This is a genomic window from Shewanella sp. MMG014, assembly GCF_018100775.1.
Classification (GTDB): domain Bacteria; phylum Pseudomonadota; class Gammaproteobacteria; order Enterobacterales; family Shewanellaceae; genus Shewanella; species Shewanella japonica.
Genome location: NZ_JAGJDZ010000014.1, coordinates 53827 through 69069, shown reverse-complemented (window position 1 = coordinate 69069; position 15243 = coordinate 53827). Strand labels below are relative to the sequence as shown.

The following is a 15243-nucleotide window of genomic DNA, read 5'->3' as shown; positions in this document are numbered from 1 at the left end:
TCGTTTTATTTACAATTAAAAAAGGCATGGTAAACACCATGCCTTTTATTATTTTGCATCAGTTTATTATCTACGGCTCTGCCTTTTTCGCATCAATAAACTCAGCATGAACAGTGATAACCAACCTAGGCTACCTCCACTACTCTCACCACTATTATCGGGTACATCTTCAACAACTGCAGGTAAGAAAAATGTCCAGGCACTTTTTTCTACATTGCCCTTTTCATCAGTAACAGTGAGTATAATCTGATATTCACCTTCAGTTGTATAAGTGTAATTAGCAGGGTTTTCACCCGTTAATGTCGTGCCATCACCCATGTCCCATGAATAATCTAATGTACCAAAGCCACCAGTTGTATTATTGGTCATTTTGACGGTCATATTATTACTGCCCACAATGGCAATAGAAAAATCAGCTGAAAGTTCAATCACCACTTCAACTATACGACTATAACTGGCACTGATACCTGTTGAGTCTGTCACGGTTAGCGTCACAACAAACCCGTTAGAGCTACTATAGATATGTGTAGGATTAGCTAAATCACTGCTAGCACCAGCTTCACCAAAGTCCCAAACATAACTGTAGTCACCATCACCTCCCTGCACTGATGCGGTAAAAGCAGCCTCAAAATCAGTCACAACAACATCAAAATCCACTGTGATTTCTGGATCGTCTGGATCTGAGACAACAATATTTCTGCTGAACTCGACAGTCGCAGTTTGGCTACTGGTCGACTGAGCGGTGACATCCATACTCAAGCCTAATTGTTGTAATACCATGCCAGATTGCGGCTGAAGCGGTGCACTAAAGTCGTTACTATCGTCAAACTGACTTTGATTACTTAAATGATTATCTGAACCATAAGCCGTTTGCGGATACAGGCTAAAACTTGCATCGCGCACTTGCACATCACTACTGCCATTCATGATCAAGTTTTGGTCAGCATCGACAACACCGATTAAACTATAACCTGCATGCTCACTGACATTATTGTCTTCGTAATTGCTGTTTTCTAGCCATAACAATACGCCTGGCTCATAGCCAATATTTTCTAACCCTTCGTCAAGGCCTTGATAATTGCGAAGCTGTGCAATATAGCGCTGCGGTAAGCCTGGGACGGTATCATCAATGCGAGCATAACCATCTACATTAACCGATGACACGGTTTCGGCGTCATCACTGAAGATCTCACTACCCTCAGCCGTGAGTGAAATATTGTCGACTAACATCCCAAAGCCACCTACGGCTTGATCTGTGATGTAATTAATTTGCAGTTCCACGCTTTGACCTGCATATGCTGATAAATCATATGTCAGCTCAACCCACGCATCACTGCCGCTTCCACTACTGATGTCGGATGATTTCCCTGATATATAGTGATTAACGTTGTTATATAGCGGATTATTAGCAATTGTATGATTACCTGCGATTGCAACATTGTTAATCAGCACCTGGCTATAATCATAATCAACTTCGATATCCCACAATGCATAAAAACTCAGCATTAAGGGAGATTGCGCAGGCAAATCAAGATCAATCGTCATGGTATTGGTCATCATGTGCCCTTTACCTGAGTAGTATTGATATTCGCCAGCATAAGGCGCTTTAAAAGCAATGTTACTTACTGGTAGCGGAATCGATAATTGATTCACTTCTTCGGCATTCACCGCACTGACAAGATCAGCACTTAAGCCTGTTTCACCAATTTCTGCCCAATTAATAGTGCGCTCATTGACCCACTTCCCCTTATAACGCGCTTGCAGGTATGAACGTGCATATGGGCTAAAACCTGACGGTTTGGTGCCAGGAATATATGTCCCACCAGCAGCTTGCCCTACCCAAGTACCTCCAGCCATTAGCGACCAGCTCCCTACTGGTGAGCCATCACCGCCGTAGCTTGTATCATATTCGTCTGGCAGACCTAGATCATGGCCAAACTCGTGAGTAATCACCCCTGAGGCTGAGTCGATAGGCTGCACGGTATAACCATAGACCTTCATTGATGTGCCAGGAATCGTGGAGCCAAATGTACTTGCGCCAACAAAAAATCGATGCGACCAAATAGCATCAGTGCCTAGCACGCCACCACCGACTTCCTCACCTAAGCTAGAATGAAAAATAACGATGTGATCGATCATGCCGTCGGCTTCATCGAGATTGCCGTTATTATTTAAATCATAAGGATCTTCAATATCAAATTGCGCAAGCTCCGCCGACGTCATACCTGCAACCGCTTTCGTAACAGCTTCCATCACCAGTTCAGGCACTGCAACATCATTGTCATTATTATTAGCATCATTACCGCCATAGTAAGCAGCATTGTTATCAGCGGTTACCCAGCCTTTAACTTCTCCGTTGAATGAGAAGGTTCCGCCAGATGCTTGATCAAAGTATTGATAAGCCGTTTGTAGGTTTTCACCGTTTGGTCCTGCAAAGCCGCTAGATGAAAATAAAATGTCTTCATAATGCGCTACAGCATAATCGCTGTAATACATTGCAGTGTCAGATGGGGTTAATTGATTATCGTTGTAAGGTAAGTCCGGAAAATCAACTAAAACAGCCAAGACATTCACAGCTTTTTCAACATCACTATCGGCCAATGTTGATACTGCTGCGACATTTTGTTGCTGTTTTTTATTCGCTAAAACCTGATTAATTCGTTTTGTTTGATTTAAAGGAACCGCTAAGTTATTTGCCCGTGCTTTACGGGTAAACTCTGCAACAGCTTGCTGTTTTTGCAGCTCGGTAGCATCAGGGCTTAACTCACCACGTTTGGTTAGCCAGTAAATAATTTGCGGTTCATTGATAACACCGGCATCGGCAGGTGACGTGTATTTAACAGGCGCAGCGATTGAAGAAGCACTCAATGCTAATGACAAAGTCAGTGCTAACGGAGTAAAACCTAATTGAGAATACTTAAAACTAACCATTATAACGACTTCCCTTTGTGACATTTTTTATAGGCATCATTGCGTTTAGCAATATATTCATTAATAACAGCTTGCTGTTCTGCCTCTGTCATTTCAGGCGTGATATCACCTCGGTTTAGCAAGTTGTTTCTAATCCCTTGAGTATTTAATGGAGGTGGCGTTGCACCGCATTGTATTGTTGGTATAGGGGCAGTCTGTTGTTGCGAGGCCGATTCAGGCATTGCAGCTTGATGACTACAAGCCAACAAATTTGCGCTCAAAAGTACCAATAAAGTCCGTTTCATAATTCAACTTATAACAGTGTAGATTAACTGAACATTAACAGTTATTACCCAGCGATTACAAACAGGCAGATAAGGTTTTTTGTCTCCGCTCCAACGCCAATGTTCATACAGGTAGACTGCTGAGGTAACAGACTAATTATTAAGTTAAATTACAGCCTATTATCGTCAAACAGTAAAAACAAAAAAGGCCGCTATTGCGGCCTAATAATACGAAGTTATCCTAAAACAAGATCATTTGCTGTTTATGCAGTGCTCTTCATGTAGCTCGACACACCATCTAAGAACATTTGTACAGATATCATCACTAGCACCATTCCCATTAAACGCTCTACCGCTGTCAGGCCTTTCTCGCCTAAAATACGGGTAAAGACTTTATAGAAGAGTAATATCACTGCACTCACACCCCAAGCAGCGACTAACGCAATAGTCCAATCTGTCATTCGTGAGCTGTCACTATGAGCAAGCAATATCAATGCTGCTAGCACTGACGGCCCCGCCATCAAAGGAATCGCCATTGGCACAATAAAAGGTTCTTCACCCGCAGCTAAACCGACAACCCCACCAGGCTGCGGAAAAATCATTTTAATCGCAATTAAAAATAAGATAATACCACCAGCAATACTGACGGATTCTTGGCGTAAATTAAGGAAGTTGAGAATCGCCTCACCAGCAAATAAAAACAACAACATAATCGCTAGAGCAATGAGTAACTCACGTATCAATACACGGCGACGCTTTTTAGGCTCTATGTGACGCAAAATTGATGCAAAAATTGGTAAATTCCCTAACGGGTCCATGATTAAAAACAGCATCACAGCGGCTGAAAATATGTCCATTACATTTATTCTATTAATAATTAACAAAGAATCGCCATTGTATACTTAATACTGCGATTTTGGAGGTATGAGCAGTAGATTTGTTTATATACTCACGATTTTGGCTATGCTTTACCGTGTAAATTCTAATGATGATGAATAATCAAGCACCACAAGTATTAAGTTAATCCAAATACTAGGATATACTTGATTGTTTTTTCCGTTTCTTAGATTCTTTTGGATTCCATGCTCTATCTAGTTGCCAGCTGTATCGCACTTTTATTCGGTCCGCTTTTTTATCGTTATTTCTCTTCAGGAAGTGGCTTACAAAAAGGCCTGGATGGATTTATTTTCGTCTCGTTAGGCGGATTAGTGCTAATCCACATTTTGCCTGAACTCCTCGAACATGGCGGTATCATTACCCTGTTGTTTGTCGTGTTCGGTTTATGGGGACCAACTGCCAGTGAGCGCTTATTTCATCGTTATTCTGAAATCACCCACAATGTCACACTTACATTAGGTATTGCCGGCCTTTTGCTGCATACCATTACCGATGGCGGCGCGATGGTTTTAGCCCAGCAGGAAGGTAATTCCATATTGCTCGCCTTGGGCGTGATCATGCATCGTTTGCCTGTGGGGCTCGCTATTTGGTGGTTATTGAAACCGCAAGTTGGCACGCAATGGGCCAGCGTCGTTCTTGCTGCAATGATGGTATTAACGGGAGTTGGCTATTTTGCCGGAGAACAACTGCTACAACATTTGAGTATCGAAAATACCGTGTACCTGCAAGCATTTGTTACAGGTTCTATTTTGCATGTTGTATTACATCAACCACATGGCAATCAAAATGATGATCGTCACGGACGTTACCAATATCAAGCAGGCATTGGCAGCCTATTAGGCGTAGCCTTACTAGCAGTATTGTTGCTAGTGGATACGGGTGGCGACGCTCATAGCCACCACAGTCACGGCTCAGGGCAATTTTTAAATTGGATTCTGACCATTTCGCCTATTTTGATATTAAGCTACCTTATTGCTAGCCTGCGCTTTAAGGCTGGATTAACACCGCAAAATGAGCGCCTTTCTAGCCGTTGGCTGCAACGTCTTGCTGGCCCAGAGGCCTTAATTATTACTTTGCTGTTATTGGGCCCTTGGTTTGCGATATATCAAGCAATTGGGTTACTAATCATTGGCGCATTACTCAGTCTAGGCAAGGTTGAGTTAACCGATCCACACGAAAATCTTCCGCAATCCAGTTGGCGCTTTGGTTTTGCTCATTTAGTGGATAGAAGCGCACCTTGGATTGCATTAAGTCTGATATTGGCTAATTTAATTGGTCACCCATCAGTACACCTTGAGCACCCAGCACTGCAAGTTTTCTTACTACTTGTTGTATTCCTACCTATGCGCTTTTGTAACCTAGGCGCTGCAGTATTGGCTTTATCGCTTGCGTATAGTGGTTGGCATAATGTGGCTGTGGCTTTTGCCTTAATCGCAGCGCCAGTGCTGAGTATCAGTCAACTTAAACTGATGAGTTGGACAATGCGTATCGCTCTAGCCTCTGTTATCGCTTTAGCATTATTATTCGCCAATAATTACTTGGTTGATTGGCATCAAATGCTCACCTTACCCGATACCGTAAATGTGGCTGCGGTGATCATTGTCGGGCTGATTTTTAGTGCTTGCTTGTTACGTTTAGGCCCAAGGAAGTTTCTCAGCCGTTTAATGATTCAGTTCAATGCTCATAATCATGACCATGCGCACGGCCATACACACAGTCATCAACATGATGATAGTCAACACACTGGCCATCAACACAAAGAGCATAAGCACTAACAACCAGCTGCGCTCTCGAGATCATCGAGAGCGCTTGTCTGTTGCAAATCAATTGCCTCTTGCTATTAACTTAATAGTGAACTTGCTCCTCAAATAAGCAAAACTTGTCCACTACGGCTTTTAGGTTATGATGAATTATCATCCTTAAAAAAGTCGAATCCATGTGCATCCTATTCATTGCTGTCGACATGCATCCTAAATGGCCACTTATCGTATGTGCCAATCGAGATGAATTCCATCACCGACCTACCGAGCCTGCTCACTTTTGGCCGCAAGATGCCACAACACAAATTCTGGCAGGTAAAGATCTTCAAGCAGGTGGAACCTGGCTTGGGGTAAATCAATTAGGCAATTTTGCAGCACTAACTAATATTCGCCTTCAAACCAGTGAAGATGGAATGCGCAGTCGAGGCGAATTAGTACTAAAAGCGCTCGCTGATGACAACACCTTCAACCCGCAATGGCTTGCCCAACATGCTGATAACTACAGCCCTTTTAATTTGGTCTATCAATACGACAAACACCTATGGTGCTTCAATAGCGTCACGGCAGAAAATACACAACTCAAAAAAGGGTTTCATGCCATCAGTAACGGCGCATTAGATGATGTGTGGCCAAAAATGGCTAAAGGACAAATGGCACTTGAACAACATGTACTAAAACATGCCGCTCCCGACATTCCCCACATGCTTAAGCTAATGCGAGATCAAACACAAGCGCAAGACAGCAATTTACCCGATACTGGCATTGGACTTGAGTGGGAGCGGTTACTGTCGGCTATTTTCATCAAACATCCTGAATACGGTACTCGTTCCACCAGCGTAGTACTTCAAGATTGTCGCGGAAACATAGAATTGACAGAAGTGCGTTATGACGGCAAAGGAAGAAATTTAGGCCAACAGCAATTCACTATTAGCCTCTAAGCTGAAGATAACCCTTCTGACTAAAGCCGTGACAAAAATTAGCTCCTGTACATTAAAAACGGGGGCTATTTAGTGATCCAAATAACAGGCGATCAGTCTGAAAACTTCCCTTCTGATTAAAGCCGTGACAAAAGTTAGCTTCTGTACATTAAAAACAGGAGCTATTTAGTGGTGCAAATAACATGCGATCAGTCTGAAGACTTCCCTTCTGACTAAAGTCGTGAAAAAAATAGCTCCTGTGCACTAGAGACGAGAGCTATTTAATGGTGCATGTAACACGCGATCAGTCTGAAGACTTCCCTTCTGACTAAAGCCGTGACAAAAGTTAGCTCCTGTACATTAAAAACGGGAGCTATTTAATGGTGCATGTAACACGCGATCAGTCTGAAGACTTCCCTTCTGACTAAAGCCGTGACAAAAGTTAGCTCCTGTACATTAAAAACGGGAGTTATTTAATGGTGCATGTAACACGCGATCAGTCTGAAGACTTCCCTTCTGACTAAAGCCGTGACAAAAGTTAGCTCCTGTACATTAAAAACGGGAGCTATTTAATGGTGCATGTAACACGCGATCAGTCTGAAGACTTCCCTTCTGACTAAAGTCGCGAAAAAATTAGCTCCTGTACACTAAAGACGGGAGCTATTTAATGGTGCAATTAAAACAGACGATCAGTCTGAAGAATGATCATGGGTAATGACCCATTTATCATCAATACGCTCGATTAATAAGGTGAATACACCACTGGGTTTATCTTTCGCACGCTCAAGTGTCCAACGTCCAACTACGAGTGCGGCATAATTACTGAGCATTTTGATTTCACGTACATTAAAGCTCAATTTCCCCATACGTTCTTGTGTCGGATAACTGCGTTTGTAGCTACTTAATATTGAGTCCCAGCCATAATTGTATTTGCCATTAGACACAAATCGCAACTTATCGCTTTTCCAATAACCTTGCATATAGGCATCAATATCACCACTGTTCCATGCTTTTTCTTGATTCGAAATAACCGCACGGATCCTATCGGTTGGAATGGCACTATTCGCATTCACCTCATCAAGGGAAATCGAGGCAGCATCTTCAGGGTTAATATCCACTGCAGCGACGGGGGTTGTCGGCGTATAGATGTCAGGTTGCTTTTCTGCCTCGCTTTTGAGTTCATTAACAGCATCATCTTTCGCTGCAGTTGCTACTTTGTCAGGCGCAGTTTCGCTTTCGACAGGCGAAATTGCCCCCGTTTCTACAACCTGATCTGTCACCGGCTTTAACGGAACCGTTTTCAGCACTTGTTCGGTTTGCTCCGCCAAAACAACATCATTGTCAGATTTAGCTGCAGTCACTTGAGTATCATCGATAACCTTAGCGTCATTCGCGACAGCCAGTACTAGCGGCGACATACAGTATGCTATTACACTAAGGCAAAAAATTGTAAGGTGCTTCACACACTCTCCTTGTCATGACTAAGTGTTGATATTCCATTTAAGGCATGCCAACTTAGTACTTTTGTATGATTATTCTCGGCCAAATAAGCACGTTCATTATCTGACTTTCTATGAGTGACAAACTAATATCATTCACTAGCACTGCAGAATTAATCATAAAATATTTCATTATCTTATCGTTAGATTCTAACGTAAATAGTAACAATAAACTGGAAAATACCCCATGTTTCGCAAATTTTGTTTATGGCTTCTCAAAATAAATCACTGGCAATTTGAAGGGAGCGCACCACATCAAGGGCAGTTCATTATGGTCGTTGGCCCACATACCAGTAATTGGGATTTCATCATTGGTATTATTGCCCGTTTCGCCTTAGGTATTAAAATTCACTTTCTAGGCAAACATCAATTGTTTTTACCCCCTTGGGGCTGGTTCTTTAAATTATTAGGTGGCAGTCCAGTAGACCGAAGGAAAAATAACAATATGGTTGATGCCGCTGTGGCATTGTTTGCAGCAGATCCACAATATAAATTGGCATTAGCTCCTGAAGGGACTCGAAGCCCTGTCACACGTTGGAAAACTGGCTTTTATCATATTGCCGCAAAAGCCAAAGTTCCGATAATAACTGTCGGCCTCGACTTTGCTCGTAAAACCATTGTGATTAATCAACCGATGAATACCAGTGGCGATATGACCGAAGATATGAATCAAATTTTAGATTTTTTTCGAGGAATTTCAGGTCAGCACCCTAAAGTTATTCCAGAATACATACCTGCAAAAACAAAAAAGTCGAGCTAGTTAAGCTCGACTTTATGCGTAATGAGATTAATGTGCAGCGCTTTCAGGCTTGATGCTGCGAATATCTTCACCTGTCGGATTTTGGAATGCTTTCAAGCCAAACTCTGGCAGAATAGCAAAAATATGATCAAATATATCCGCTTGTATTCCCTCATAAAATGCCCAACGAGTATCATTGGTAAACACATACAGCTCAATCGGTAAACCTTGAGTCGTTGGCGCTAATTGGCGCACCATTAAGGTCATATCCTTGTGAAGTTTATTATTATTTTTAAGATAAGCATCTAAATAAGCACGAAAAGTCCCGACATTGGTTAATCGTCTGCCATTCACTGGCATTTCAATATCGCTCACTTGTTCATTCGCATGGTTAATTTCAGACACCATTTTCGGGAAATAATCTTTTAAGTAGTTCACCTTAGATAACCGTGTCATATCTTCTTCGGTTAAAAAGTGAATACTATTAACATCGATATTGAGTGAGCGCTTGATTCTGCGTCCGCCCTTTTCTGACATTCCACGCCAATTTTTAAACGCATCAGACACCAATGCATAAGCTGGGATCATCGTGATCGTGTTATCCCAATTACGCACCTTCACGGTATTTAAAGAGACCTCGTCAACAGCACCGTCGGCGCCGTATTTATCCATTTGGATCCAGTCACCTTTACTCACCATGCGGTTAGCTGCAAGCTGAATACCTGCAACAAACCCTAAAATGGTATCTCTAAATACCAACATCACTAAACCTGTCGCAACACCTAAACCACTCAAGAAATAGATTGGTGACTGATCCGCAATAACAGAGATTGAAATGATAAAACCAATAAAGAAGAGAAACAGTTTAAATAGCTGCACGAAACTTTTAACCGGTAGTCGGCGACTAATATGTCTGACATCGGCAATTTCATTCACTGCATCAAGGCATGAATAAATAGCTCGGATAACAAAAATAACCACGAGAACACTCATGGCTCGGTCAATAATAGTGCCAAGCAAGTCTTGGTGAGTCAGAATAATGGGTATCAACAAATCTAATACCATTATGGGGATCAATAGCGCTAACTTCTCCAATACGCCGTAGCGCATAAAGATATCATCCCAAGTCACTGCTGACTTACGGATCATGGCATTGACCGCTTTCACAAACACCTTGCGAGTAATGTAATAAGCAATCGCTGCAATCAGTAGACTGGCAAACAATAAAATTGAGGTTGCGAGGCCATCTGACGGCTGGCTATTTACCCCAACTTCTAATAACCATGCGGCGATATCTGAACGTAACTCGTTATCCACTATTGATTCCTTTAGCACTTGAAAACACTGACTAACATAGCATATTTCTCGCAAGAGCAATGATAATCAATTATATGACACTGACACATAAAACCACTCACTGACATGAAACAAGTCGCTAACAATTAACCCAAAATCAACGACAATGTCGTGAAAAATACGCGCAATTATTGACCTCCAGCCTCTAGCAACTAACAATAGCGCCATCTAATCAGGTAGAGGTTTACATGAAAAAAATTTGGCTCACTTTACTATTCACTTTTAGCTTAGTCACATATAGCCAACACGCCCAAGCAAGCACAGAGGAACCTCAACAGTTCAAGCCTTCTGTTGCCCTATTAGTCGACTATATTGATACTCGTGGTGACATGTTTGGTGTCACTATTGCAGCCAAACACTTTGACCCTGATTATGCGGATTGGGGATACTATATCGGCTATGCATGGGGCAGTGAGTACGATATTGATGTTCCAGAACCTGGCGAAGGCTATGCTAAAGAGTACATGTGGCGTTTTGGTTTGAGCTATAGCTTAACTCAAGATTTGAGTGTGTACGCTGGCGCCACGGCGTTTATCTACGAAGAAAACACCACAGATAATATCGTCCCACTGATTGTTGGTGCTGAACCTGTTTGGGAGCGTGAACGTCAAAAGGACTGGGGAGCGGAAGTCGGCCTCAGATACACCATTATGAATGGCTTTGTGATTGGCGCAGGTTACGATACCAACTCAGAAGCAGCGGTCATATCCATTGGTGTCACCATGTAATATTTTCCCAATAAAAATCCCTAATAAAAATCCCTAATAAAAAAGGACCTTGCGGTCCTTTTTGTTATCACTCTCACTTAGTCAACGCACTACATCATCGACATTTAAAAGCTCGCCAATAAACCCGCAGGAAGATAACGGTTAAAACTCGCGCTGTATAGCAAGTCTGTTGCATTATCGATATCAGGCGCAAAGAAACGGTCTTTATCATAATACTCAACAACTTCTCGTAACTGCGCTTTCGCACTCGCTACAGCTTTACTTGGCTGTAATGGCTTACGGAAATCAAGCCCTTGCGCCGCAGCAAGTAATTCAACCGCCAATACACCTCGTGTATTTTCAGACATATCACGCAAACGTCGAGCAGCAAATGTGGCCATTGAGACATGATCTTCTTGGTTGGCAGACGTCGGCAGACTGTCTACTGATGCTGGGTGAGCATAAGTTTTGTTCTCTGATGCCAGCGCCGCAGCTGTCACTTGAGCAATCATAAAGCCAGAGTTAACCCCACCATTTTCCACCAAAAATGGCGGTAGTTTTGACAAGCTAGAGTCAATCAGTAGCGCAATACGACGCTCAGCTATCGATCCCAGTTCGGCGATGGCAATAGCAAGGTTATCGGCCGCCATAGCAACAGGCTCTGCATGGAAGTTACCACCAGAGATAATATCGCCAGTATCTTGGAATACTAATGGGTTGTCAGTCACACCATTAGATTCAACCGCTAACACCTCAGCCGCGTGACGTATTTGGGTTAAGCATGCCCCTAATACCTGTGGCTGGCAGCGCAGTGAATAGGGATCTTGTACTTTTTCACAATCAACATGGCTTTGGCTAATCTCAGACTCATCGCCTAGCAAATGACGGAAAATAGCTGCTGAGTCAATTTGACCTTTTTGGCCTCTTGCTGCATGAATACGTGCATCAAATGGACTGCGACTGCCCATCGCAGCCTCGACACTCATTGCACCAATCACGGAACTGGCAGCAAAGAGGTCTTCAGCGTGGAATAATCCTTCAAGCGCCAATGCTGTTGATGCTTGGGTGCCATTTAATAAAGCTAAACCTTCTTTAGCGGCGAGCTCAATTGGCTCAAGCCCAGCAATTTCAAGTCCTTCTGTCGCTGTGATGATTTGACCTTGGTAGCTCATTTCACCTTCACCAAGTAACGGCAGACACATATGTGACAAGGGGGCTAAGTCACCTGATGCACCAACTGAGCCTTTTTCAGGAATACATGGATAAACACCCGCATTGACCAACTGAATAAGAAAGTTAATCACTTCTAAACGAATACCTGAAAAACCACGGCTCAGAGAGTTAATCTTCAATACCATCATCAATCGCACAGTGGCATCTTGCATATATTGCCCAGTACCAGCAGCATGAGAAAGCACGATAGAGCGCTGCAGTAATTGCAAATCTTCTGGCGCGATTTTAGTGTTGGCTAATAAGCCAAAGCCCGTATTAATGCCATAAACCGTGCGGCCTTCATCTAAGACTTGTTGCACTAACCCAGCACTGGTATTGATGTCTGCAATCGCTTCATCTGCTAAGGTGATGTTCACTGAAGCACGGCTAATTTTACGTAACTGAGCCAGTGATAGCGTACCTGGGTTCAGTAATAATCTATGTTGTACCGTCATTACTTCACTCCTTGCATTGGTAAATCTAGACCTTGCTCTTTCGCGCAACCAATGGCGATATCGTAACCAGCATCAGCATGTCGCATAACACCTGTTGCTGGGTCATTCCATAACACGCGTCCTAAACGCGCAGCAGCGTCATCACTGCCATCTGCCACAATCACAACACCAGAATGTTGACTAAAGCCCATACCAACGCCACCTCCATGGTGCAGCGACACCCAAGTTGCGCCGCTAGCAGTATTTAATAAGGCATTCATTAGTGGCCAGTCTGATACAGCATCAGAGCCATCAAGCATCGATTCCGTTTCACGGTTTGGACTAGCAACAGAGCCAGAATCAAGGTGATCACGTCCAATCACAATCGGCGCAGATAATTCACCATTTTTCACCATTTCGTTAAATGCTAAAGCTAAACGTGCACGGTCTTTTAGCCCTACCCAGCAAATTCGCGCCGGTAACCCTTGAAACTCAATACGCTCACGGGCCATATCTAACCAATTATGCAAATGCGGGTTATCAGGAATTAACTCTTTTACCTTGGCATCGGTTTTATAAATATCTTCAGGATCACCAGATAAAGCGACCCAACGGAAAGGGCCAATGCCTTCACAGAATAACGGACGCACATATGCAGGAACAAAACCTGGGAAATCAAAGGCATTTTCAACGCCTTCTTCAAATGCCATCTGACGAATATTATTACCGTAATCGGTGGTAGCCGCCCCTGCGGCTTGTAGCGCTAGCATCGCGTTAACTTGAACAGCCATCGATTGTTTAGCTGCTTTAACTACAGCAGATTCGTCAGTTTTACGCATTTCAGCAGCGTGCTCTAACGTCCAGCCTTGAGGCAAATAACCATTTAATGGATCGTGCGCAGATGTTTGGTCAGTGACCACATCTGGCGTCACACCGCGCTCAACTAATTCCGCAAAAATGTCAGCAGCATTCGCGAGTAATCCGACAGAAACAGGTTTGCCAATGGCATTAGCTTCATCAATCATGGCCAAAGCCTCATCTAATGAGGTCGCTTTCTTATCCACATAACGAGTGCGCAGACGGAAATCAATACGCGTTTCATCAACTTCACATGCCAATACTGAATAACCCGCCATGGTGCCAGCAAGGGGTTGTGCGCCGCCCATACCACCCAGTCCGCCAGTTAAAATCCACTTACCTGCTGCATTGCCATCAAAGTGCTGTTTTGCCATCGCGACAAAGGTCTCGTAAGTGCCTTGAACAATTCCTTGAGTACCAATATAAATCCACGAGCCTGCGGTCATTTGGCCGTACATGGCCAAGCCTTTTTTATCCAGCTCGTTGAAGTGCTCCCAATTAGCCCAGTGCGGAACCAAGTTTGAGTTGGCAATAATCACTCTCGGAGCATTGTCATGGGTTTTAAATACGCCAACAGGTTTACCAGACTGAACAAGTAAGGTTTCATCGTCTTCAAGACGTTGAAGCACTTCAATAATTTTGTCATAGCATTGCCAATCACGAGCTGCGCGGCCAATACCGCCATAAACCACTAAGTCTTCTGGTCGCTCAGCAACATCTGGGTGTAAGTTATTCATTAACATCCGCATTGCAGCTTCAGTTAACCAGCTTTTGCAGGCGAGTGTCGTGCCGTGAGGTGCGATAATATTACGGCTAGGGTCGTGTCTATTACTCATTATATTTCCTTCAATTATCTTCAACTGTTAACACTCAAAGGTGCTAAAGCCTGACTTTTTTGTTTTTATAAATGACAATCTATCGGTTAAACGTTAAATGACCACCTAGTCTGAATTGACTGCCGGGGTGAGTTAATCGAGCAAAACTCACCACCCCTTTTCGAGACCAAGTGCGACGTAAAATTTGTAAGCATGGTTCTGAAGGCTCAATGGCTAAACGCTGTTGGGTTTGCTCATTGGCAATAACGGCTTCAATGGTATGGCGAGCTTCGGTTAAGGGAGCGACTTTAGATAAATACTCATGAGGCGTAAGCAAATTGAAATCTTGTTTTAAATAATCGGGGATCATTTGCGGATTCACATAACGCTCTTCCACTTGCAAAGGTTTATCTTGTTCGCAATGCACCAAAACTGAATAAAATACTGGGCTGCCTTCTTCAAGCCCTAACGAGATAGCCACTGCACTGGGTGCACTTACTTGTGCCAATTCAAGTTGCTTAACACTGTAGCCATGCCCCCTGTCTTTAATCTCATCGGCAATATTGCGAATGGCTAATAGCGAAGACTGCGATTTAAGCCCCGCAACAAAAGTACCTAATCCTTGACTGCGCTCTAACACTCCAGATTCCACCAATTCTGTTAATGCACGACGTGCGGTCATTCGACTACAATCAAACAACTCAGTTAACTGGTTTTCAGAAGGCACGCGATCATTCTCTTGCCATTCACCCGCTTCAATGCGCGCTAAAATGTACTGCTTAATTTGTGCAAATTTTGCTAGTGCCATCGTCTTATCCATTTGAGTAAAATGTGTTGTAGTTGCACGCGCTAGAG

General features: G+C 43.2%; 12 protein-coding genes. 4 read left to right on the top strand and 8 right to left on the bottom strand.

Translation table 11 applies throughout. The features are described 5' to 3' along the window. Nucleotides 1-66 precede the first annotated feature (66 nt). The 3 genes from J8L86_RS18850 to J8L86_RS18840 all read right to left on the bottom strand — a co-directional run bounded on the left by J8L86_RS18850 (nucleotide 67) and on the right by J8L86_RS18840 (nucleotide 4051). The gene (locus J8L86_RS18850; protein WP_247663540.1) at nucleotides 67-2931 is read right to left on the bottom strand and encodes an immune inhibitor A domain-containing protein; all 2865 of its coding nucleotides are present in this window, start codon (nucleotides 2929-2931) and stop codon (nucleotides 67-69) included. Continuing rightward, nucleotides 2931-3215: a hypothetical protein gene (locus J8L86_RS18845; protein WP_211031278.1), complete on the bottom strand. Its 285-nt coding sequence runs from the start codon at nucleotides 3213-3215 to the stop codon at nucleotides 2931-2933. Before J8L86_RS18845 ends, J8L86_RS18850 begins: the two co-directional genes overlap by 1 nt. Before the next feature lie 242 nt (nucleotides 3216-3457). Then, complete coding sequence (locus tag J8L86_RS18840) at nucleotides 3458-4051, bottom strand: YhgN family NAAT transporter (protein ID WP_055024154.1); 594 nt, start codon at nucleotides 4049-4051, stop codon at nucleotides 3458-3460. Nucleotides 4052-4276: 225 nt separating this feature from the next. Between J8L86_RS18840 and J8L86_RS18835 the strand changes: the two genes are divergently transcribed. Both J8L86_RS18835 and J8L86_RS18830 read left to right on the top strand, forming a co-directional pair. Further along, nucleotides 4277-5866, top strand: coding sequence for a metal transporter (locus J8L86_RS18835; RefSeq protein WP_211031277.1), 1590 nt, complete (start codon nucleotides 4277-4279; stop codon nucleotides 5864-5866). A 161-nt stretch (nucleotides 5867-6027) separates the two neighbouring features. Beyond that, nucleotides 6028-6789 carry an NRDE family protein gene (locus J8L86_RS18830; RefSeq protein WP_065110504.1) on the top strand — a complete coding sequence of 254 codons (762 nt, stop codon included), beginning with the start codon at nucleotides 6028-6030 and terminating at the stop codon, nucleotides 6787-6789. A 668-nt stretch (nucleotides 6790-7457) separates the two neighbouring features. On the opposite strand, the gene J8L86_RS21240 is transcribed toward J8L86_RS18830, so the two are convergent. Beyond that, nucleotides 7458-7880, bottom strand: a complete 423-nt coding sequence (locus J8L86_RS21240) for an SgcJ/EcaC family oxidoreductase (protein WP_065110551.1) — start codon at nucleotides 7878-7880, stop codon at nucleotides 7458-7460. Nucleotides 7881-8454: 574 nt separating this feature from the next. Between J8L86_RS21240 and J8L86_RS18820 the strand changes: the two genes are divergently transcribed. Further along, entirely contained in the window at nucleotides 8455-9027 is a 573-nt protein-coding gene (locus J8L86_RS18820; protein WP_211031276.1) for a lysophospholipid acyltransferase family protein, read from the top strand. 27 nt (nucleotides 9028-9054) lie between these two features. Here J8L86_RS18820 and J8L86_RS18815 read toward each other — a convergent pair whose 3' ends face one another. Continuing rightward, entirely contained in the window at nucleotides 9055-10323 is a 1269-nt protein-coding gene (locus J8L86_RS18815; protein WP_065110502.1) for a mechanosensitive ion channel domain-containing protein, read from the bottom strand. A 227-nt stretch (nucleotides 10324-10550) separates the two neighbouring features. Here J8L86_RS18815 and J8L86_RS18810 point away from each other — a divergent pair, with 227 nt between their 5' ends. Continuing rightward, nucleotides 10551-11090, top strand: coding sequence for a TonB-dependent receptor (locus J8L86_RS18810; RefSeq protein WP_065110501.1), 540 nt, complete (start codon nucleotides 10551-10553; stop codon nucleotides 11088-11090). A 104-nt stretch (nucleotides 11091-11194) separates the two neighbouring features. Here the strand turns inward: J8L86_RS18810 and hutH are convergent, their stop codons facing one another. The 3 genes from hutH to hutC all read right to left on the bottom strand — a co-directional run bounded on the left by hutH (nucleotide 11195) and on the right by hutC (nucleotide 15196). After that, nucleotides 11195-12736: a histidine ammonia-lyase gene (gene hutH / locus J8L86_RS18805; RefSeq protein ID WP_065110500.1), complete on the bottom strand. Its 1542-nt coding sequence runs from the start codon at nucleotides 12734-12736 to the stop codon at nucleotides 11195-11197. Continuing rightward, complete coding sequence (gene hutU, locus J8L86_RS18800) at nucleotides 12736-14409, bottom strand: urocanate hydratase (protein WP_065110499.1); 1674 nt, start codon at nucleotides 14407-14409, stop codon at nucleotides 12736-12738. Before hutU ends, hutH begins: the two co-directional genes overlap by 1 nt. Nucleotides 14410-14488: 79 nt before the next feature. Next, entirely contained in the window at nucleotides 14489-15196 is a 708-nt protein-coding gene (gene hutC / locus J8L86_RS18795; RefSeq protein WP_211031301.1) for a histidine utilization repressor, read from the bottom strand. Nucleotides 15197-15243 lie beyond the last annotated feature (47 nt).